This is a genomic window from Ideonella paludis (assembly GCF_018069865.1).
GTDB classification, from domain to species: Bacteria; Pseudomonadota; Gammaproteobacteria; order Burkholderiales; family Burkholderiaceae_C; genus Ideonella; species Ideonella paludis.
The window spans coordinates 272,968-292,163 of sequence record NZ_JAGQDG010000007.1; the positions used below are offsets into that span (position 1 = coordinate 272,968).

Below are 19,196 nucleotides of genomic sequence, written 5' to 3' on the forward strand. Positions count from 1 at the left end.
GCGAATGCTATGTGCAATCACCGAGGCTTGATGTGCGCATGGGCACTTTGGGCCTGGGCCGTGGCCAGGTAAGCGCTCATCAACAGGGTCGGGTCGGCCATGAGCTTCTCGCGCCATTCGCCGAGTTTGACTTCGCCTTCCACCAAGCCGCGCATCACGCCCACATGCTCGGTCCAGCCGATGGAGTTGCAGCCCACCAGTTTCTCGTGGTCGAACTGCAGGCTCAGCAGCTTGCCGTTGGCCTCGTCGGTCAGCTCGACATGCTGGCCGCCTTCCACACCGTCCCATTTGCCAAAGCTGGCGGAGATCATGCCCAGGGTGTCCAGCACGTTGATCTGGGTCACGCCCTTCAGGCTGGTGCTTTGGCCGGCCATATTGAGCGCCGCCACACGGGCTTGCTCGGCCGCATTGGGCTGAATGGCGCTGACGATGGTTTTGCCACTGACCTTGTCGAAGGCCTCAGCGCAATCGCCCGCCGCATAGATGCCGGGCACATTGGTTTGCAGGTGCTCGTCGGTCAAGATGCCCACCAAGCAGGTGATGCCGCTGTCCTGCAAGAAGCCGATGTTCGGGCGCACGCCGGTGGCAGAGATCACCAAATCAGCCTCCAGCACTTGGCCGGTCGAGAGCTTGACCTGCATGGCGCCGCTGGCGCTGGCGGCTGCCGCGGCTGGGGCGGGTGCCGGGGCCGGCGCGCCGCCCAAGCCAATGGCCGAGGCCAGCTTGCTGAGCAAGCCGGGCTCTGCGGGGGCCGGTGCGGGCGCAGCGGCGGCGCTGCCGGGGCGCTCAATCGCATCGACGCGCGCGCCGGTGTAGACCTTGACGCCCTTGGCTTCGCACCACTGCTTGATCATGCGGCCGGCGGTGGGGCCCATCATGCGGGGCACCATGCGGTCGCCCATTTCCACCACGCTGAGCTGCACGCCGCGCATGGCCAGCGCTTCCATGATGATGCAGCCGATGAAGCCTGCGCCCATTTGCAGCACGCGGGCACCCGGCTTGGCCAGGGCCATGATGGCGCGGGCATCTTCCAGCGTCCAGCAGGTGTGCACGCCAGGGCCGGTGATGCCAGGCACCGGGGGCTGCACCGGGGATGAGCCGGTGGCGATCAGCAGCTTGTCAAAGGATTCGCGGCTGCCGTCTTCCAGCACCACGGCGCGGGCGGCGGTGTCCACCGTCTTCGCGCGGCCCCGGCGCAGCTCCACGCGCAGAGCGGCGAAGTGGCCGGGCGTGTGGCGCAGGTGCGTGCCTTCTTCGCCGACCTTGCCAATCAGCAGATAGGGGATGGCCATGCGCGAGTAGGGCGCTTCGGGTTCGTCGCCGATGACCACGATCTGGTCGTTGGGGGCGTGCTTGCGGAGGGTCTCGGCCGCAATAACACCGGCCGGGCCGGCACCGAGGATGACGTGCTTCATGGTGTGATCAGAAAAAAGGCGGTGCCGGGGCACCGCCTTGTGAACAAGTGGGAGCGGCCGCTGAAGGACGCTCCGGGTGCGCTCAAGGGCAGAAAACCTTGAGCGCGGCCATCAGAGACCCAGACGGCTGCGGGTCTCGGGCTTGAGCTGGCCGTCGGCGTCCCAACCACGGATGTCGTAGTAGATCGGCAGCATCTCGCCCAGCTTGTTGACCATGCCCTTGGCAGGGCCGGTCTTGGCGGGCTCGGTCAGCAGGCGCTTGGGCAGGGTGTCGTCTTTGGAGCTGAAGCCGGCGCGGTTGTTGAAGTCGCGCTCCATGTTCCAGATGCGCTCGCCGATGGTGTTCAAGTTCTCCAGGGTGAACTCGTCGCCGCAGGCGGCGGCCACTTGCGGCTGCACATCGGCCAGGCCCCAGGCAAAGCTGGTGAAGATGCACACGCCGGCAGCGTCAAACGCGGCGGTGGCGTCTTGGAAGGCCTTGACCAGCTCAGGCTTGCCGTTAGATTCGAGCGGGTCGGTCTTGACGGGAATGCCCAGCACTTCAGAGGCGATGGTGTAGCCGCGCAGGTGGCAAGCACCGCGGTTGGACGTGGCATAAGCCAAGCCAATGCCTTGAATGCCGCGGCCGTCGTAGGCCGGGAACTCTTGGCCCTTGACCGACATGGACAGATCCGGGTGGCCGTACTTGGCGGTCAGGCGCTTGGAGCCTTGGCCGATCTCTTTGCCAAAGCCTTCGCCCTTGGCGGTGATCTCCGCAAAATAGGCCAGCGCCTGGGCCGAGCCGAACTTGGCGTCGATGCCGATCTGCTCTTTGGTCAGCACGCCCATTTCGTACAGCTCCATCACCGCGCCGATGGTGGCGCCGAAGGTGATGGGGTCCATGCCGTGCTCGTTGCACAGCACGTTGGCGTACTGCAGGGTGTCCAGGTCGTTCACACCGTTGGCAGCGCCCAAGGCCCAAGCCGCTTCATACTCCAGGCCGCCCGAAGCGCCCCAGTATTGCGGCTTGTTCTCAACGGTGAAGTGGTTCTGGTCGATCTTTTGGATACGGCCGCAGGCAATGGTGCAACCAAAGCAAGCTTGGTTGGTGACCAGAGGCTTTTTGCCGTCGCTGCCCGGCGCAGTGCGGGGGCGGCCCATGGCTTCTGCGCCAATGTCGCCGGCGCCTTCAAACTGCACATCGCGGTGGTTGCGGGTGGGCAGGGCGCCGACTTCGTTGATCACGCTCATCAGCACCTGGGTGCCCATCGCGGGCAGGCCCACGCCGGTGACGCCGTTCTCGGCCAGGATCTTTTTCTTCTCGGCCGTGACGCGCATGAACTCCTTGGGGTTGACCAAGTTGCCCACGCCCTTTGTGCCTCGCACCACCACGGCCTTCAGGTTCTTGCTGCCCATCACTGCGCCCACGCCAGAGCGGCCAGCGGCACGGTGCAGGTCGTTCACCACGGCGGCGAACAGCACCAGGTTCTCACCGGCAGCGCCGATGCTGGAGACGCGGACCAGCGGGTCTTGGTGGCTGGCCTTGATGGTCTTCTCGGTGTCCCAGACTGACTTGCCCCAGAGGTGAGACGCATCCTTCAGCTCGGCCACATCGTTCTCGATGGACAGGTACACCGGCTTGGGCGACTTGCCTTCAAAAATGACCATGTCCCAGCCAGCCATCTTCAGCTCGGCACCCCAGTAGCCGCCCGAGTTGGAGCAGGCGATGGCGCCGGTCAGCGGGCCTTTGGTGACCACGGTGTAGCGGCCGCCGGTGGAGGCCATGGTGCCGGTCAGCGGGCCGGTGGACCAAATGATTTTGTTGTCGGGCGACAGCGGGTCGACCTTGGGGTCGATTTCTTCGACCAAGTACTTGGAAGCCAGGCCACGCGAGCCCAGGTATTGCTTGGCCCAATCCATGCGCAGCGGCTCAGAGGCCACCGTGCCGTTGGTCAGGTTGACGCGGAGAAGTTTTCCAGCCCAAGACATGTGTTCGCTCCTTAAGCTGCAGAAGAAGGTTGGTTGCCGAGCTTGTCAGCCCAGGCGGCCATCTTGTTGAGGCCCGTCCAGTTGGCGTCCACATAGGTGATAGCGCCGGTGGGGCAAGCGGTGGCGCAAGCGGGGTCGCCGCCGCAGAGGTCGCACTTCTGGACCTTGCCGGTCTCTTGCACGTAGTTAACCGTGCCGAAGGGGCAGGAGATGGTGCAGACCTTGCAGCCCACGCAGGTGCTCTCGGCCACGACCTTGGCGCCGGTGGCTTTGTCCACCGTGATGGCCTCGACCGGGCAAGCATGCAAGCACCATGCTTCGTCGCACTGGGTGCAGGTGTAGGGCACTTTGCGGCCCGTTTCGTGGAAGTCGAACACCTTGATGCGTGACTTGGCCGGCGCAAACACGCCGTAATTTTCATAGCTGCAGGCCATTTCGCACTGCAGGCACCCGGTGCACTTCTCCGGGTTGATATGAAGGCTCTTCTGCATGGTCGTCTCTTTCGCAGTCGGTCCAGGATGTGGGGCCAGCCTCGAAGGGCAGGGCGCCACACGGGCACCGTCCTCCTGGGTTGGGGTTATGCAATGATCTGCATAGCGCTCCACTTTCGAAAGGCCGTGCAAACCCTGATTAAGCCTGTTCGGTGCAGGGTTGCTGTACCAGCGTGGGACGAAACACGTGTTTTTGCGCAAATGGGCTAGGTGGGGGGGCTTTCGGCGGGCGTGCTTGCCGGGGTTGGTGCGTGCGCTGCCACAGGCCGTGGCCCGGGGCTCATGCATCGGCGGTTGGCTAATGCCAACTGCCCTCGGTGCTCGGCCAAGCGCGTGCGCCGTCAAACTCCAGCCGCTCACCTTCGGCTCGCTGTGGTCAAACAGTGACGGCGAATATGTTGTTGAAGCGCGCGAGTACGCGCGCCACGCCCTTGTCCTGCGCGCCTCGGCGCCGAAGAAATCGCCCCGGGCCACGGCCTGTGGCAGCGCTGGTCCAGCGTTGGAGGCCTGCACGATTGGCTTGCCTGACGTTGCGCAGCCATGGCAGAAAGTGGGTAAGTGACCGGTGCCTTCGGAGGATTTGCGAGCCGGCAACGCCCCCCTTGCAATCACGTCAAGACGCGGCCTCTGGGCCGCTATAGTGCTGCGCAGCGTTACGACAAAATGCCGGTTTGTAATTGCTGAACAGAAGTCGGATCGGTAGCAAATGTGCTAGTAGCCATAGATACTTAGATTAGCTGATGCTTGTGTTTTCTGGCGAGGGGCTTTTCTAGCGAGAGGCGCTTTACCCGCCCATAAAGTTATGCAGCTTGAAGAGGTTACCGAAGGTTGGGACTCAGTCCATGTGGGACAGGAGGGTGCCGCTCTGTCGATTGAGGGCATCAATCCCTGGTTGCATGCAGCGCTGTGGCAGCGAGCACAGGCTGATCACACTGTTGTGCCCCACCTTACCTACCGGCATCAGCGACATCGGGCATGGGTCTATGAGGTCTCGCAGAATGGCAAGACTGCTCGATTTGCCGCGGCGGAACTCTCGAACGGCATATGGGGCTTCTATGTGCCACGCGAATCCGCTGTTTGAACGGCTGCTCGATGAGACCACCTTCGGCAGGCAGCGCTGCGATTGGCAACTGACCTTTGCTTAGCCCGGCAGGCTGATGGCGACAACTTACCACCAACGTTTTGCTTTGAGGCACCCATGAGTGACGTCACTGCCCAGGGATCGCAGTTTGAAAGTGCAGCATCCATCTTCCGGCTGATTTCTACTTCCCTATTCATTTGCGGCTTCTTCCCTGCTGTTGTTGCTGCCACGGTGCCCAATGGCCAGGACAAATCAGTCGCCATCGAGCGAGAGGTCGAGCGTCTCGAGGCGGAGCAGTACCGGCTTCTGGAGCAAGTCAGGAACGAGTTGGCCGCGCTGCCAGCCATCGCTCCGTCCTCGCCTCAGGCAGCTCGGCGAGCGAAGCTTGAGTTGTTGCTTGCAGAGATTGAGCGCCGGATCAATGCGGAGTCATCTGGTCGCACATACTACGTCTCCGCCATGACTCCGGATACCGAGATCCGTTCATACTACGAGCGTGTTCAGCGTCGGATTGAGGAGCAAGGCAACATCAACTTCCCCAAGACCGACACCACCTCGTTGTACGGGCGCGTTGTCGTTACCTTTGCGCTGAATGCTGACGGGAAGATCGATCGTATCGACATCGCAAAATCCACGTCGAAAGTCTTGTCAGAGCACGCGATCAACCTGCTGAGGATGCTAGAGCCGTTTGAAAGCTTTCCTCCCGAAGTGGCGAAGAGGATCGATCAAATGGTGATCACGGCTCCGTTCAATTACAAGCGAAAGTAGAGCAGTGGGAGTGGGGCATAACCACCCCATCTAGCGAGCAAGTGTCGGCAAGCCCCAACCGCCTCTCTTTTCGAACGTTGAGCGGTATCGGTACTTGATCGCCACATCTTCAGCGCAGGACAAGTTTGAGATTTGGTCTCTACGCACTTTGCTCCTGCCGCCATAAGTCGCACCGTTCCACTACTTCACCCGCCCTGGGGCCTACCCCTCGACAGGGCCACTTAAGCTACAAACCGTAGCCCGAACCATCACATAACCCGGCAACAAGCGAGGGAGCACCTGCCCCGCGCTCAAGGCGCCGTACACAAACAATGCACCGCCGCCGCATAGGGCTGGCGGCCTTCGATCAGTTTGCGGGCCAGGGCCAGCTCGCCCTGGTCTTGGCGGGTGGCCCACGCGGCGGCGTTGCGCAGCGGGTTGCTGTGGCTGCCCATCAAGCTTTGGAACAGGGGTGCGATGCTCACGGCCGCTTGGTCGCCCAGGCTGGCCAGCAGGCGGTCGAAGCGGCTGCGTTCGGGCTCGACGTAGACCACGGCGGGTTTATCCAGCTTGGCCAGGCTGGTGGCGGCGGTGATGGCGTCTTGCAGGCCGCCCAACTCATCCACCAAGCCGCGCTCTTTGGCTTGCTGGCCGGTCCAGACGCGGCCTTGGGCCACGGCGTCCAGCGCTTCGGGCTTCATCTTGCGGGCGGCGGCGGCCTGGCCGATGAAGCGGGTGTAGATGTCGTTGATGCCAGATTGCACCACCTCGGCCATGCGCGGGTCCAGGGCACGGCGCGGGTCATAGCCGCCAGCCAGCCAAGTGGTGCTGTAGCCGCCGGTGCGGATGGAGAGCTTGTCCATCAAGCCCTCAGCCGTGGGCAGCATGCCGAACACGCCGATGGAGCCGGTGATGGTGCCTTTGTCGGCCAACACGCGGTCGCTGGACATGGAGATCCAATAGCCGCCCGAAGCGGCCACATCGCCCATGGAGATGACCACGGGCTTGCCGGCCGTGCGGGTCACTTCCAACTCGCGGCGCACGATCTCGGAGGCCAAGGCGCTGCCGCCGGGGGAGTTGACGCGCACGACCACGGCCTTGATGCGTTCGTCCTCTCGGACCTGGCGGATCAGGCGGGCGGTGGAGTCGCCGCCGATGGTGCCGGGGCTGGCGAAGCCGTCGATGATCTCGCCTTCAGCCACCACCACACCCACGGCGGGGCCGATGGCGGAGGGCTGGGGGGCTTGACGGGCGTAGTCGGCCAAGCTGACTTGGCGGATGGTTTTGTCGTCCAGCGCGCCGCCCTTGATGATCTTCTCGCGGAACAGGTCGCGGGTGATCACGGCGTCCACCAGCTTGGCGTTCAGGGCCAGCTTGGCACCGTCGCCGCCGGTGGCCTTCAGGGCTTCGGGCAGGGTGTTGATCAGTTGGGTGATGCTGCCGGCGGGCAGCTTTCGCTGGGCTTCGACGCTGCTCATGTAGTCGGCCCAGAGGGCGTCGTACAGATACGCATCGGCCTCTAGCGCGGCCTTGGAGGGTGCGTTGGCAATGTAGGGCTCACCAAAGCTCTTGAAGGTGCCCACGCGCAGCAGGTGCACGGTGATGCCCAGGCGGTCCAGCGCGTCTTTGTAGTAATTGCGCTGGCGGCCAAAGCCCGACAACTCCACCATGCCCATGGGGTGCAGGTTGACCTCATTGGCATGGCTGGCCAGATAGTAGCCGGCTTGGCTGAAGTGTTCGCCATAGCTCAGCAGCGGCTTGTTGCAGGCCTTGAACTGCGTCAGCGCGGTGCCCACTTCGCGCAGTTGGGCCATGCCTGCGCCTTCAAACTCGCTGACATCCAGCACGGCTTGGCTGATGTTGGGGTCTTTGCAGGCTTCTTTGAGTGCGGTCAGCACGTCGCGCAGGCGGGTCTGGTGGACCATCTCGCCCTGGGCGCCGGCCAGCAGGTGTTCACGCGGCGAGCCCGCCACCTCTTCCACCAGCTTGCCTTGCAGGTTGAGCACCAGCGTGGTTTTGTCCTTGGGCTTGTCGGGCTTGCTGGTGAAGAGGGCGACCGCAATGGCGATCAGCACCAAGAGGATGATGAGGTTGAAGAAGGCGCGGCGGCAGAGGTCTAGAAACCACCAAATACCCTTAAAGACTGCCACAAAAGGCGACGCGATGGAGCTGAACGACATGACACACCTGCCCATGAAAGAAGGCCACCCAGGTGTGGGTGGCCTTGCAGATGTTAAGCGGCGCCGCCTTGCAGTGCGCGCTTCAAGCTGGGGGCTTGCTCAGCGTTTGCTCAAGATCACCGTGCAGCGTTGGGGAAAAACAATTGTTCGCCGTTGATTTTGTAGGCGGCGATGCTGGATTGGCCGGCCGGTGAGGTGACCCAATCGGCAAACTGCTGGGCCAGAGCGGCTTTGACATGCGGGTGCTTGGCCGGGTTGACCACCATCACGCCATATTGGTTGAACAGCACCTTGTCGCGTTCGACCAGCACGGTCAACTCGCCCCGGTTTTTGAAGGACAGCCAGGTGCCACGGTCGGTCAGCACATAGCCGTTGGTCGACGAGCCCATGTTCAGCGCCGGGCCCATGCCGCAGCCGCACTCTTTGTAGCCCGCAGGCTTGGCCGCGGCCATGTCCACACCGGCGGCCTTCCACAGGCGCAGCTCGGCGGCGTGGGTGCCGCTCTTGTCGCCGCGCGAGATGAAGGGCGCGCCGCTGCTGCCGATTTTGCCCAGGGCGGCGGCCACGGTGTGGCCCTTGACCTTGGCCGGGTCACTGGCCGGGCCGACGATGACGAAGTCGTTGTACATGACCGCTTTGCGCTGAGTCGAGAAACCATCGGCGACAAACTTTTCTTCGGCCACCGTGTCGTGCACAAAGACCACATCGGCGTCACCACGCCGGCCCATGTCCAGCGCTTGGCCGGTGCCCACGGCCACCACTTTGACGTCAATGCCGGTGGCGGCTTTGAAGGCTGGCAACAGGTGGGCAAACAGGCCCGACTGCTCGGTGGAGGTGGTCGAGGCCATCAAGATGGCCTTGTCTTGGGCCTGCAGCAGCGGAGCGGCCAACAGCAGGGCCATGGCCGCGGCCAGGGCACGCAGGGCGGGACGGCGGGAAGAGATCAAGTCCATGGCAATTCTCCTTTGAGGAACTGGGCTGCGGCCTCGGGCAGCGTGTCATTGAAAAAGGCATCAACGGGGCGCTGCACCACAAGCTGCCCCGCTTCCAGATACGCCACCTGGGTGGCCAGGCGCTTGGCCTGCCCCAAGTTGTGCGTGCTCATCACCACGCTGACGCCGTCTTGGCCAAACTCGGCGATCAGGCTTTCGACCTCGCGCTTGGCCGACGGGTCCAAGCTGGCGGTGGGCTCGTCCAAGAACAAGATGTCGGGCTGCAAGGCCCAGGCCCGCGCCAGGGCCAGGCGCTGCTGCTGGCCGCCCGAGAGCGCGTGGGCGGGGCGCTGGGCCAACTCCCGCAGGCCCACGCGGCGCAGGGCTTCGTCGGCCCGCTGGGCGCGCTGGTCTGCGGGCACGCCGCGCAGCCACAGCCCCAGGCGCAGGTTGCGCTGCACGCTGAAGCTCAAGAAGAATGGCTTTTGGAACAGCATGGCCGAGACCGGCGGCTGCTGCGTGGCGGGCAAGGCATGCACCAGGCGCTGGCCTTGGCTCAGGGCTTGCAGGCCGTTGAGGGCGCGCAGCAAAGTGCTCTTGCCCGAGCCATTGGCGCCCAGCAGGGCCAGGCGCTCACCTTGGTGAAGCGTCAAGTTGATGTGGGAGAGTGCGCGCACCTGGCCAGCGGCATAGACCACGCTGGCGTCTTGCAGGCTGATCAAGGGCGTATTGCTCACAGCGCCTCCGCCGGCAAGTGGCTGCCGCGCTGCACCAGCGCAATCAGCCCATTGACCAAGCCCACCACGCCCAGCAGCACCGCGCCCAAGGCCAAGGCCAGCGGCAGGTCGCCTTTGCTGGTTTCCAGCGCAATGGCGGTGGTCATCACCCGGGTGTTGCCCAGAATATTGCCGCCCACAATCATCACCGCGCCCACCTCGGCCACGGCGCGGCCAAAGGCGGTGAGCATCACCGTCAGCACGCCCAGGCGCTGGTGGGCCAGCATCAACAAGGCGCGCAGCAAGGGGCCGGCACCCAAGGCGGCCAGTTGATCCCCGCCCTCGGCCAGCGCGTCCATCACCAAGCGGCGCGAGAGCGCGGCAATCAAAGGCACCACCAGAATGGTCTGCGCGATGACCATGGCGGTGGGGGTGAAGAGCAAGCCCCACGATCCCAGCGGCCCAGAGCGCGACAGCATCAAATACACCAGCAGGCCCACCACCACCGAGGGCAGGGCCAGCAAGGTGTTGAGCAGCCACACCAAGCCCCCATGGCCCGGAAAGCGCGCCACCGCCAACCACGCGCCCAGGGCCAAGCCCAGCACCGCGCCCAGGGCACAAGCACTGAGGCTGACCTTGAGAGAGAGGCCGACGATGGCCAGCAGCTCGCTGTCAAAGCGAGTGATCATCTGCAGGGCGAGGGAGAGGCTGTCGGCAAGCGTGTTCATGAACCGGCGCGATTCTGGCGTGGCCTTTGGGCTTGAGCGATATGCACGTTCGTGCATAAGGGATGGCGCGGACTTGGCATGATGGTGGGCGCAGCGCTGGCCCGCGCTGGGGTGTCTCGGCTTGGATCAACGCCACAATGGCGCCCTGTTGTCTGAGTCGCGACTGCGCGATTGAGGCTTTATTGAAATTTGGAAAGCACGCTTCATGCTTGGACCTTCTCCCCTGATGGCTGGTGACGAACTCCCGGTGGCTGAGGCGCGCGCGCGCATTCATGCGGCGCTGCGTCCCATCACCGACGTACAGACGCTGCCGCTGCGCCAAGCGCTGGGCCGTATCTTGGCGGCCGATGTCATCAGCCCGATCGCCGTGCCAGCCCACGACAACTCGGCCATGGACGGCTACGCCCTGCACGGCGCCGACCTGCTGGCCGATGCGCCCACTGCCTTGCGAGCCCTGGCTGGCGTGACCGTGTTTGCCGGCACCCCGCTGGCCCAGCCCGTGGGGCGTGGGCAGTGCGTTCGCATCATGACGGGGGCCGTCATGCCTGAAGGCCTGGACACGGTGGTGCCCATCGAGCTGTGCCAGGTCGCGGCCGACGCCGCCGGCGATGTGGTCACCCTGAAGCCGGGGGTGTTGAAGCCGGGTGAGAACCGCCGCAAGCGCGGTGAAGATCTGGCCTTGGGTCAGCCCGCTTTGCGGGCAGGGCACTTGCTGCGGCCGGCAGACTTAGGGCTGCTGGCCTCGCTGGGCGTGGCCGAGTTGCAAGTCTTCAGGCGTCTCAAGGTGGCGCTGTTCTCCACCGGCAATGAGCTTCGCACCCTGGGCCAGCCGCTGGAGGAAGGCTGCATCTATGACAGCAACCGATTCAGCCTGATGGGGGCCTTGGAGCGCCTGGGGGTGGAGGTGCTGGACCTAGGGCTGGTGGCCGACGACCCCGTGGCGCTCAATGCCACGCTCGACCAGGCCCTTGCCCACGCCGATGTGGTGCTGACCAGTGGCGGCGTGAGCATGGGCGATGCCGACTACACCCGCGACCTGCTGGCGGCGCGCGGCGAGGTGGGTTTTTGGAAGGTGGCGATGCGGCCCGGCCGGCCCTTTGCCTTTGGCCCGCTGCACGCGGCGGCCGGGCGCACCGCGTGGCTGTTTGCACTGCCAGGCAACCCGGTGGCGGCCTTGGTGACCTTTTATGCCTTTGCCCGTGAAGCCTTGCTGGTGCTGGCGGGGGCCACGCCGCGGCCGCTGCCCGTGCTGAAGGCACGCAGTGTCGCGGCCATCCGCAAGCGGCCAGGGCGCACCGAGTACCAGCGCGGCATCGTCAGCCTGGGCGATGACGGCCGCTGGGAGGTGCGCCTGACCGGCGCCCAGGGCGCCGGCATTTTGCGCAGCATGACCGAGGCCAATGCCTTGGTGGTGCTGGGGCATGAGCAAGGCGCGGTGGCGGCCGGGGACGAGGTGGCCGTGTGGCTGTTCGACGGCTTGGTCTGATCAGCACTGCGCCACATCGCTCGGCCGGGTGTTTGTGCAAAGGTGGCACAGCCCGGCCGTAGCAGGCCGCGTTTACCCTAGCTCATCTCATGGCTTTTGGGGCCGCCGGGGCTGGAAAAGCCGCTTGGCAGCCTTTTGAAAGGTTGGCACGATTGTTGCCGGGAAAACTTCCCGGAACGCTGGAAAACCCACCCGGCGTGACACAGCTGCACACCTCTTCAGAAGGAGACATTCCATGCGTTTGAAATTGCTGCCCTTGCTGCTCACCGTCGGCCTGGCCTCTATGGCGGCTCAAGCCGCTGTCACCGATCAGATGATCGCGGACGATGCCAAGACCACAGGTGACGTGCTGTCCTGGGGCATGGGCACCCAAGGCCAACGTTACTCCCCGCTCAAGCAAGTCAACCCCAAGACCATCGACAAGCTGGTCCCGGCTTGGTCTTTCTCCTTCGGGGGTGAAAAGCAGCGCGGTCAAGAATCTCAGCCGGTGATCCACAACGGCAAGATGTTTGTGACGGGCTCCTACTCGCGTATCTACGCGCTGGACGCCGCCACCGGCAAAAAGCTCTGGAAGTACGAGCATCGCCTGCCCGACGGCATCATGCCCTGCTGCGACGTGATCAACCGCGGCGCTGCGCTGTATGACAACCTGGTCATCTTCATGACCCTGGATGCCCAAATCGTGGCCCTGGACCAAAACACCGGCGACGTGGTGTGGAAGGAAAAGATCGACAACTACGCGGACGGCTACTCGGCTTCTGCGGCACCGCTGATCGCGGGCGGCTTGCTGCTGACCGGCGTGTCGGGCGGTGAGTTCGGTGTGGTGGGCCGCGTTGAAGCGCGCAACCCCAAGACCGGCCAAATGGTCTGGTCGCGCCCCACTGTTGAAGGCCACATGGGCTACAAGTGGGACGACAAGGGCAACAAGACCGAAAACGGCATCTCCGGCACCACCAACAAGACTTGGCCGGGTGACCTCTGGAAGACCGGCGGCGCAGCCACTTGGTTGGGCGGCACCTACGACAGCAAGACGGGCCTGGCCTACTTCGGCGCTGGCAACCCGGCACCATGGAACAGCCACCTGCGCAAGGGTGACAACCTGTTCTCCTGCTCGACCATCGCCATCGACATCAAGACTGGCCAGATCAAGTGGCACTACCAGAACACCCCCAACGACGGTTGGGACTTCGACGGTGTCAACGAGTTCATCACCTATGACCAAGACGGTCGTCGTCTGGGCGGCAAGGCTGACCGTAACGGCTTCTTCTATGTGAATGACGCCACCACCGGCCAACTGGTCAACGCCTTCCCCTTCGTCAAGAAGGTGACCTGGGCTACCGGCATCGACCTGAAGACCGGCCGTCCGAACTTCGTGCCTGAGAACCGCCCTGGCGACCCCACGGCCGGCTCTGATGGCAAGAAGGGCCAGAGCGTCTTTGCTGCCCCGTCCTTCCTGGGTGGCAAGAACCAGATGCCCATGGCCTACAGCCCGGACACCGGCCTGTTCTATGTGCCTGCCAATGAGTGGGGCATGGAAATCTGGAATGAGCCCATCACCTACAAGAAGGGTGCGGCTTATCTGGGCGCGGGCTTCACCATCAAGACCATCAACGACGAGTACATCGGTGCCATGCGCGCCGTGGACCCGAAGACCGGCAAGATCGTCTGGGAAGCCAAGAACAACGCGCCGCTGTGGGGTGGTGTGTTGACCACGGGCGGCAACTTGGTGTTCTGGGGCACGCCTGAAGGCTATCTGCAAGCCGCTGATGCCAAGACCGGCAAGATCGTCTGGAAGTTCCAGACGGGCTCTGGCGTGGTCGCTCCTCCGGTGACGTGGGAGCAAAACGGCCAGCAATATGTGGCCGTGGTGTCCGGCTGGGGTGGCGCAGTGCCGCTGTGGGGTGGTGATGTGGCCAAGAAGGTCAACTACCTGGAGCAGGGCGGCTCGGTCTGGGTCTTCAAGCTCTTGAAGTAAGCCCGTTCAGGGCGGGCCTTGAGCCCGCCTTGCTGCCTCAAGACAGCCCCGCCTCGGCGGGGCTTTTTGTGGGTGCTCCTCAGCGCAACAGGCCCACCAGCGCCGACCAGACGTTTTCCATCATCTGGGCCTGTGCCTTGGCCGTGGGGTGGATGCGGTCGGCTTGGAAGAAGCTCATCGCATCGGGCCGCTCGGCAATGCCCTGCAGCAAGAAGGGCAGCAGGGCCGTCTTCTCGGCCTCGGCCACCGTCTTGAAGAGCTGGGCGAAATCGTTGGCATAACGTTGGCCGTAATTGGGTGGCATCTGCATGCCCACCAGCAGCACCTGGGCACCGGCTTGGCGGGCGAGCCGCGCCATGGTGGCCAAGTTGTCGCGGGTGCTGTCCAGGGGCAGGCCGCGCAGCGCATCATTGCCGCCCAGCTCAATGATGACCCAGCGAGGCTGATGCTGTTTCAACAGCGCGGGCAAGCGGCTGCGGCCGCCTGAGGTGGTGTCGCCACTGATGCTGGCGTTCACCACAGTCACGCCGGGTGCTTGTTGCGCCAAGCGCTGCGCCATCAAGGCCACCCAGCCCTCGCCGCGCTGCAGGCCATACTCGGCTGAGAGGCTGTCGCCCACCACCAAGAGCTTGCCGCTGGCTTTGGCGTTCACGCGTCCTGCGGCCTGCAAACCGACTGGGGCCATCAGCGCAGCGCCGGGCAAACCCAGAGCCAACACGCTACAGTGGCCCTTCCACAGCGATGCCAAAAACGCTCGGCGAGCACACACACTCATGTCGGACCCCATTATTTCCGTTGAACACCTGACCCAGCGCGTGAGCGATGCCACTGGGACGCTCACCATTCTCCACGACATCAACACCCAGATTTTGCCCAGGGAGACTGTGGCCATTGTGGGTGCGTCGGGCTCGGGCAAAAGCACGCTGCTGTCGCTGATGGCGGGCCTGGATGTGCCCAGCGAGGGCCGCGTGGTGCTGGACGGGGTAGACCTGTTTGCCCTGGGCGAGGACGAGCGCGCCGCAGTGCGGGCGCAGAAGCTGGGCTTTGTCTTCCAGAGCTTTCAGCTCTTAGGCAACCGCACAGCGCTTGAGAACGTGATGCTGCCGCTGGAGCTGGCCGGCGAGCGCAACGCCCGCGCTTTGGCCACCGCCATGTTGCATCGGGTCGGTTTGGGCGAGCGCCTCAACCACTATCCCAAGGTGCTGTCGGGTGGCGAGCAGCAGCGGGTGGCGCTGGCGCGAGCCTTTGTGGTGCGGCCCAAAGTGCTGTTGGCGGACGAGCCCACTGGCAGCCTGGACTTCGCCACCGGCGAGACGGTCATGGCCTTGATGCTGGAGCTGAACCAGGAACTGGGCACCACCCTGGTCTTGGTGACCCACGACCGTGCCCTGGCGGCCCGCTGCGACCGCGCCTTGCAGATTGAAGCCGGGCGCTTGGTGCAGCCGCAGGCCTGAGCGCCCATGAAAAAGGCACCCACGAGGGGTGCCTGATGTGTGTGTCAGCCGTCTGAGTGACGGCCGCTGCCAGAGGTTTACTGGCCGCCTTGCGAGAACTTGTAGTCCGTCTTGGCGGCTTTGCGCAGCTGGTCTTGATACTCTTGCAGCTTGGCTTGGCCCATGCGCTGCTTGAGTTGAGCCTTGACTTCCTCGAAGGCCGGGAATTGGGCTTCGCGGGTGTCTTCCAGCTTGATGATGTGATAGCCGAACTGGGTCTTGACCGGGGTCTCGGTCATCTCGCCCTTCTTCAGCTTGGCCATGGCTTGGCCGAACTCGGGCACATAGGTGTCGGGCTTGGCAAAGTCCAGGTCGCCGCCGTTCTCTGCAGAGCCGGGGTCCTTGGAGTTCTTCTTGGCCAAGTCTTCAAACTTGCCACCCGCCTTGATCTCGGCGATCAGGCGCTTGGCGTCTTCTTCCTTCTCGACCAGGATGTGACGAGCACGGTACTCTTGGCCGCTGTTTTGGGCCTTGACCTTGTTGTACTCGGCCTGGGCTTCAGCGTCGGTGGGCTCGTTCTTCTTGGCGTAATCGGCGAACAACTCGCGGATCAGCACGGTCTGGCGCAGCAGCTCAAATTGAGCCTTGTACTCAGCCGAGGCCGGGATGCCCTTGCGCTCCGCTTCCTGGGCAAAGATTTCGCGCATCACGACTTCGTCTTTGGCACGCTGCTGCATCTCGGGCGTCACTTGCTGGCCGGCGCGGCTGGCTTGCTGCAGCAAGGTGTCCACGCGGCTCTTGGGAACGGCCTTGCCGTTCACGGTGGTGACGTTTTGGGCGTGTGCAGCCAGAGGCATCAACACCGCCAGTGCGGCGACCAGGGTCGTAGACTTCAAATTCATTCGTGTCGCCTTTCGGGGGACTCGGGGGAAGATCAAATTCAATGGCCTAGCTCGCTGGGCGCGCGGGCCTGGATGGCCAACGCATGGATGCCCTGAGGCACCAGCAAGCGCAGGGCATCATACACGAGGCGATGTCGCTCTAAGAGGCGCTTTCCCTCGAACAAGGGGCTCACTACCACGACTGAAAAATGGCTGCCCTCACGAGCGCCAGCATGGCCTGCGTGGGCCGCGCTGTCGTCGCTGACTTCCAGCCGAACAGGTGCTAGGGCAGCGTTCAGCGCGGCCTCCACCGCGCTGGCCTGGACACGGGGCGCGCTCATGGCTTGGGCGTGCCGGTGTCAGCCGACTCATCGGGCGGCAAGTGCTTGGCAATGACCAGCCCTTGCGCGATCGTGAAGGCAAAAATCAGTGCCGTGGCGCCAAAGACCTTGAAGTTGACCCAGGTGGACAGCTCAAAGGTGTAGGCCACCCACAAATTGAGCAAGCCCATCAGGCCAAAGAACAGCACCCAAGCCGAGTTGAGTTGGCGCCAGACTTTGGCGGGCAGGTCCAGCTCCGCCGAGAGCATGCTCTTGAGCAGGTTCTTGCCCAGCACCGCTTGGCTGAACCACAGCACCAGACCAAAGGCCCAATAGAGGCCACTGGGCTTCCACTTGATGAAGGTCTCATTGTGGAACCACACGGTCAGGCCCCCCAAGACCACCACCAAGCCGAGGCTGACCCACAGCATCAAGTCGACCTTGCGGCCCTTGAGCTTGAGGAAGGCGACCTGAGCCAGCGTGGCGATGATCACCACGATGGTGGCCAGCAACACCGGCGCTTCTTTCGGGCCGACCACACCGCCGGACACCAGCACGCCAAAGTGCTCGGTGGCCCATTGGCTGGCGATCTCGCTATTGTTTTCAGCCCCCTTGAAGGTGGCAAAAAAAAGAATCAGCGGCAGGAAATCAAGCAACAACTTCATGGAGAACCCGTGGGGTCGGAGTCGGGGGAGTGCGGCGCGAAGTGTATCGCCGCTGAGTTGATGCAAAAGCGCTCGCCAGTGGGCTCGGGGCCGTCCTCAAACACATGGCCCAGGTGTGAGCCGCACTGTGCGCAGCGCACTTCCACGCGCACCATGCCGTGGGATTCATCGACCACCCGCTCAATGCGACCTTCATCGATGGCCTGCCAGTAGCTGGGCCAGCCACAGCCGGCGTCAAACTTGGTGCCCGACTCAAACAGCGCGGTGCCACAGCCCACGCAGTGATACTGCCCATCGCGCCAATGGTCCCACCAGGCGCCGGTAAACGGCCGCTCGGTGGCGGCTTGGCGTGTCACCGCATATTGCATCGGGTCCAGCTCGGCCCGCCATTGGGCCTCGTCTTTGCGCACCGGGTAGCGGGCATCGTCGTGCGAGTGGGGTTCGGGGCGGCGGCGGAAGATCATGAGGAGCAGCTCACTTCAAGGTGTCGGGCCCAGTCGGGCGGAAAGGCCGCATCGGCCTCGGCGTCTGGCTGTTCGTCGTAGGGGCGGGACAAAACTTTCAGCAAGCGTTGCACCTCACCCATTTCGCCCCGTTCAGCCTGCTCAATGGCTTGCTGTGCCAAGTGATTGCGCAGCACATATTTAGGCACCACCGTGCACATGCGCGCCTGGCGCTCGGCATCCACACTGTCTTCTTGCTGCAGTCGCGCGGCATAGCGTGCGCCCCAGGCGTCAAAAGCGTCTCGATCAATGAACAGGTCTCTGAGCGGGCTCAGGTCCGCCCCGGGGGCGGTGCTGAAGTGGCAGAGGCGGCGCGAGGCAATGGGGTAGTCGGTATGGTGGCGAGCCAGCAGGCGCAGCCATTCATCCACCAACGCCTTGTCGTCGTCTTGGGCTGTGGCCAAGCCCAATCGGGCCCGCATCAGCCGCAAGAACTCGGCCTCAAACTCAGCAGCGAAGGGCGCCAGTTCAGCTTGAATGGCTTCAACATCCGCCTCATCGCCCAGGCCGGCGCCGATCACCGGCACCAGCGCTTGCGCCAGCGCATGCAAGTTCCACCAGGCGACATGTGGTTGCCGCTCGAAGGCATATCGACCACGTTCGTCCGAGTGATTGCAGATGTGATGTGGATCGAAGCCATCCAAAAAGCCAAAGGGCCCGTAGTCGATGGTCAGGCCCAGGATGGACATGTTGTCGGTGTTCATCACGCCGTGGCAAAAGCCCAGGGCTTGCCAATGCGCCATCAGCCGCGCCGTGCGCCGGGTCACCTCGCCCAGCAGCGCCAAGGCGGGCTGGGGGGCCGACTGACAAGCCGGGAAGTGCTGCGCCAGCACAAAGTCCAGCAATTGCCGCAACTCGGCGTGCAGGCCGTGGTGAGCAAAGTGTTCAAAGTGACCAAAGCGGATGAAGCTGGGCGCCACGCGGGTCACCACGGCCGCGCGCTCGGCGCGTTCGCGCCGCACTGGCAAGGGCGAATGGGTGGCGCACAGCGCCCGGGTGGTGGGCACGCCCAGGTGGTGCAGGGCCTCGGAGCACAGCAGCTCGCGAATGGTCGATCGCAGCACGGCCCGGCCATCGCCCATGCGGGAGTAAGGGGTCTGCCCGGCACCTTTGAGTTGAATCTCCATGGGCCCATTGGGGGTGTTCAGCTCGCCGAGCAGCAGCGCTCGGCCGTCGCCCAACTGCCCCGCCCAGACGCCAAACTGGTGGCCGCTGTACACACTGGCCAAAGGGCGCATGCCCGGCCACAGAGCATTGCCACTCAAGACCTCCAGCGCCGGAGGGTTGCTCACCCACCAATCCTCGGGCCAGCCCAGCGTTTGAGCGCAGGCGGGGCTGTGGGCCAGCCAGGCGGGGCTCGGCACTCCAGAGGCCTGCATTTCAGTGAAGAAGGCCGGGCCCAACTGAGCAAAGCGGTTGACCCAGGACGACGCAGCGGGCGCGAATGGGAGCGACGAGGCAGGCGGTGAAGACATGGTCAGAGTGTAGAGAAGCCCTGTCGGGCGTGCCGCACGGCAGCGCGGTGCCCCTCTCTGCCGCATTGCCTATGGCGGTGTGTGGGCGGCTTGTCTCAAGCGCGACAGGGCATTCCCTGAACCCCAAGAACTCTGGCTTGGGCTACCGTAAGCTTCTGTCAGCCTTCAGCGCTGTAACCCCTTGCAGGAGACTCTTGATG

Annotated in this window: 17 protein-coding genes; 4 read left to right on the forward strand and 13 right to left on the reverse strand. The window is 64.0% G+C overall.

Going from position 1 to position 19,196, the window contains the following annotated elements; all coding sequences use genetic code 11:
- Positions 1-17: 17 nt before the first annotated feature.
- The 3 genes from KAK11_RS18240 to KAK11_RS18250 all read right to left on the reverse strand — a co-directional run bounded on the left by KAK11_RS18240 (position 18) and on the right by KAK11_RS18250 (position 3,874).
- Positions 18-1,415 (reverse strand): NAD(P)/FAD-dependent oxidoreductase, encoded by a 1,398-nt coding sequence (locus tag KAK11_RS18240; protein ID WP_210810762.1) that lies wholly within the window; start codon positions 1,413-1,415, stop codon positions 18-20.
- A gap of 111 nt (positions 1,416-1,526) precedes the next feature.
- The gene (locus tag KAK11_RS18245) at positions 1,527-3,383 is read right to left on the reverse strand and encodes an aldehyde ferredoxin oxidoreductase family protein (protein ID WP_210810763.1); all 1,857 of its coding nucleotides are present in this window, start codon (positions 3,381-3,383) and stop codon (positions 1,527-1,529) included.
- 11 nt (positions 3,384-3,394) lie between these two features.
- A complete protein-coding gene (locus KAK11_RS18250; protein ID WP_210810764.1) occupies positions 3,395-3,874 on the reverse strand; it encodes a 4Fe-4S dicluster domain-containing protein in 480 nt (159 codons plus the stop codon).
- 1,198 nt (positions 3,875-5,072) lie between these two features.
- On the opposite strand from KAK11_RS18250, the gene KAK11_RS18255 reads away from it, so the two are divergent.
- Positions 5,073-5,723, forward strand: a complete 651-nt coding sequence (locus KAK11_RS18255) for a TonB family protein (RefSeq protein WP_210810765.1) — start codon at positions 5,073-5,075, stop codon at positions 5,721-5,723.
- 290 nt (positions 5,724-6,013) lie between these two features.
- Here KAK11_RS18255 and sppA read toward each other — a convergent pair whose 3' ends face one another.
- From sppA to KAK11_RS18275, 4 genes are all read right to left on the reverse strand, one after another.
- The gene (gene sppA, locus KAK11_RS18260; RefSeq protein ID WP_210810766.1) at positions 6,014-7,882 is read right to left on the reverse strand and encodes a signal peptide peptidase SppA; all 1,869 of its coding nucleotides are present in this window, start codon (positions 7,880-7,882) and stop codon (positions 6,014-6,016) included.
- Between the two features lie 116 nt (positions 7,883-7,998).
- Positions 7,999-8,835: an ABC transporter substrate-binding protein gene (locus tag KAK11_RS18265; protein ID WP_210810767.1), complete on the reverse strand. Its 837-nt coding sequence runs from the start codon at positions 8,833-8,835 to the stop codon at positions 7,999-8,001.
- On the reverse strand, positions 8,826-9,551 hold the full coding sequence (locus KAK11_RS18270; protein WP_210810768.1) for an ABC transporter ATP-binding protein: 726 nt from the start codon (positions 9,549-9,551) through the stop codon (positions 8,826-8,828). The genes KAK11_RS18265 and KAK11_RS18270 overlap by 10 nt, the downstream gene beginning before the upstream one ends.
- Entirely contained in the window at positions 9,548-10,258 is a 711-nt protein-coding gene (locus tag KAK11_RS18275; protein WP_210810769.1) for an ABC transporter permease, read from the reverse strand. The genes KAK11_RS18270 and KAK11_RS18275 overlap by 4 nt, the downstream gene beginning before the upstream one ends.
- Positions 10,259-10,463: 205 nt before the next feature.
- On the opposite strand from KAK11_RS18275, the gene moeA reads away from it, so the two are divergent.
- Together moeA and KAK11_RS18285 are read left to right on the forward strand one after the other, a co-directional pair.
- Entirely contained in the window at positions 10,464-11,744 is a 1,281-nt protein-coding gene (moeA, locus tag KAK11_RS18280) for a molybdopterin molybdotransferase MoeA (protein ID WP_210810771.1), read from the forward strand.
- Positions 11,745-11,979: 235 nt separating this feature from the next.
- Positions 11,980-13,719, forward strand: coding sequence for a PQQ-dependent methanol/ethanol family dehydrogenase (locus KAK11_RS18285; RefSeq protein ID WP_210810774.1), 1,740 nt, complete (start codon positions 11,980-11,982; stop codon positions 13,717-13,719).
- 79 nt (positions 13,720-13,798) lie between these two features.
- On the opposite strand, the gene KAK11_RS18290 is transcribed toward KAK11_RS18285, so the two are convergent.
- Complete coding sequence (locus KAK11_RS18290) at positions 13,799-14,404, reverse strand: arylesterase (RefSeq protein WP_210810845.1); 606 nt, start codon at positions 14,402-14,404, stop codon at positions 13,799-13,801.
- A gap of 88 nt (positions 14,405-14,492) precedes the next feature.
- On the opposite strand from KAK11_RS18290, the gene KAK11_RS18295 reads away from it, so the two are divergent.
- Complete coding sequence (locus KAK11_RS18295; RefSeq protein ID WP_210810776.1) at positions 14,493-15,173, forward strand: ABC transporter ATP-binding protein; 681 nt, start codon at positions 14,493-14,495, stop codon at positions 15,171-15,173.
- 77 nt (positions 15,174-15,250) lie between these two features.
- Here KAK11_RS18295 and KAK11_RS18300 read toward each other — a convergent pair whose 3' ends face one another.
- From KAK11_RS18300 to KAK11_RS18320, 5 genes are read right to left on the reverse strand one after another with little or no spacing between them, the layout of a single operon-like run.
- The gene (locus KAK11_RS18300; protein WP_210810777.1) at positions 15,251-16,054 is read right to left on the reverse strand and encodes a peptidylprolyl isomerase; all 804 of its coding nucleotides are present in this window, start codon (positions 16,052-16,054) and stop codon (positions 15,251-15,253) included.
- Between the two features lie 38 nt (positions 16,055-16,092).
- Positions 16,093-16,374 carry a BolA family protein gene (locus tag KAK11_RS18305; RefSeq protein ID WP_210810780.1) on the reverse strand — a complete coding sequence of 94 codons (282 nt, stop codon included), beginning with the start codon at positions 16,372-16,374 and terminating at the stop codon, positions 16,093-16,095.
- Positions 16,371-17,018, reverse strand: coding sequence for a septation protein A (locus KAK11_RS18310; RefSeq protein WP_210810781.1), 648 nt, complete (start codon positions 17,016-17,018; stop codon positions 16,371-16,373). The genes KAK11_RS18305 and KAK11_RS18310 overlap by 4 nt, the downstream gene beginning before the upstream one ends.
- Positions 17,015-17,482 carry a peptide-methionine (R)-S-oxide reductase MsrB gene (msrB, locus tag KAK11_RS18315; RefSeq protein ID WP_210810783.1) on the reverse strand — a complete coding sequence of 156 codons (468 nt, stop codon included), beginning with the start codon at positions 17,480-17,482 and terminating at the stop codon, positions 17,015-17,017. The genes KAK11_RS18310 and msrB overlap by 4 nt, the downstream gene beginning before the upstream one ends.
- The gene (locus KAK11_RS18320) at positions 17,479-18,996 is read right to left on the reverse strand and encodes a protein adenylyltransferase SelO (RefSeq protein ID WP_210810784.1); all 1,518 of its coding nucleotides are present in this window, start codon (positions 18,994-18,996) and stop codon (positions 17,479-17,481) included. The genes msrB and KAK11_RS18320 overlap by 4 nt, the downstream gene beginning before the upstream one ends.
- Between the last annotated feature and the right edge of the window lie 200 nt (positions 18,997-19,196).

Excerpts from the sequence above, each read along its gene's own strand:
- KAK11_RS18255 (WP_210810765.1), top strand. The coding sequence starts at position 5,073 with ATGAGTGACGTCACTGCCCAGGGATCGCAGTTTGAAAGTGCAGCATCC.
- KAK11_RS18310 (WP_210810781.1), bottom strand. The coding sequence starts at position 17,018 with ATGAAGTTGTTGCTTGATTTCCTGCCGCTGATTCTTTTTTTTGCCACC.
- moeA (WP_210810771.1), top strand. The coding sequence starts at position 10,464 with ATGCTTGGACCTTCTCCCCTGATGGCTGGTGACGAACTCCCGGTGGCT.
- KAK11_RS18250 (WP_210810764.1), bottom strand. The coding sequence starts at position 3,874 with ATGCAGAAGAGCCTTCATATCAACCCGGAGAAGTGCACCGGGTGCCTG.
- KAK11_RS18265 (WP_210810767.1), bottom strand. The coding sequence starts at position 8,835 with ATGGACTTGATCTCTTCCCGCCGTCCCGCCCTGCGTGCCCTGGCCGCG.
- KAK11_RS18285 (WP_210810774.1), top strand. The coding sequence starts at position 11,980 with ATGCGTTTGAAATTGCTGCCCTTGCTGCTCACCGTCGGCCTGGCCTCT.
- KAK11_RS18300 (WP_210810777.1), bottom strand. The coding sequence starts at position 16,054 with ATGAATTTGAAGTCTACGACCCTGGTCGCCGCACTGGCGGTGTTGATG.
- KAK11_RS18295 (WP_210810776.1), top strand. The coding sequence starts at position 14,493 with ATGTCGGACCCCATTATTTCCGTTGAACACCTGACCCAGCGCGTGAGC.
- KAK11_RS18245 (WP_210810763.1), bottom strand. The coding sequence starts at position 3,383 with ATGTCTTGGGCTGGAAAACTTCTCCGCGTCAACCTGACCAACGGCACG.
- KAK11_RS18305 (WP_210810780.1), bottom strand. The coding sequence starts at position 16,374 with ATGAGCGCGCCCCGTGTCCAGGCCAGCGCGGTGGAGGCCGCGCTGAAC.
- KAK11_RS18290 (WP_210810845.1), bottom strand. The coding sequence starts at position 14,404 with ATGGCCCCAGTCGGTTTGCAGGCCGCAGGACGCGTGAACGCCAAAGCC.
- KAK11_RS18275 (WP_210810769.1), bottom strand. The coding sequence starts at position 10,258 with ATGAACACGCTTGCCGACAGCCTCTCCCTCGCCCTGCAGATGATCACT.
- KAK11_RS18240 (WP_210810762.1), bottom strand. The coding sequence starts at position 1,415 with ATGAAGCACGTCATCCTCGGTGCCGGCCCGGCCGGTGTTATTGCGGCC.
- sppA (WP_210810766.1), bottom strand. The coding sequence starts at position 7,882 with ATGTCGTTCAGCTCCATCGCGTCGCCTTTTGTGGCAGTCTTTAAGGGT.
- msrB (WP_210810783.1), bottom strand. The coding sequence starts at position 17,482 with ATGATCTTCCGCCGCCGCCCCGAACCCCACTCGCACGACGATGCCCGC.
- KAK11_RS18320 (WP_210810784.1), bottom strand. The coding sequence starts at position 18,996 with ATGTCTTCACCGCCTGCCTCGTCGCTCCCATTCGCGCCCGCTGCGTCG.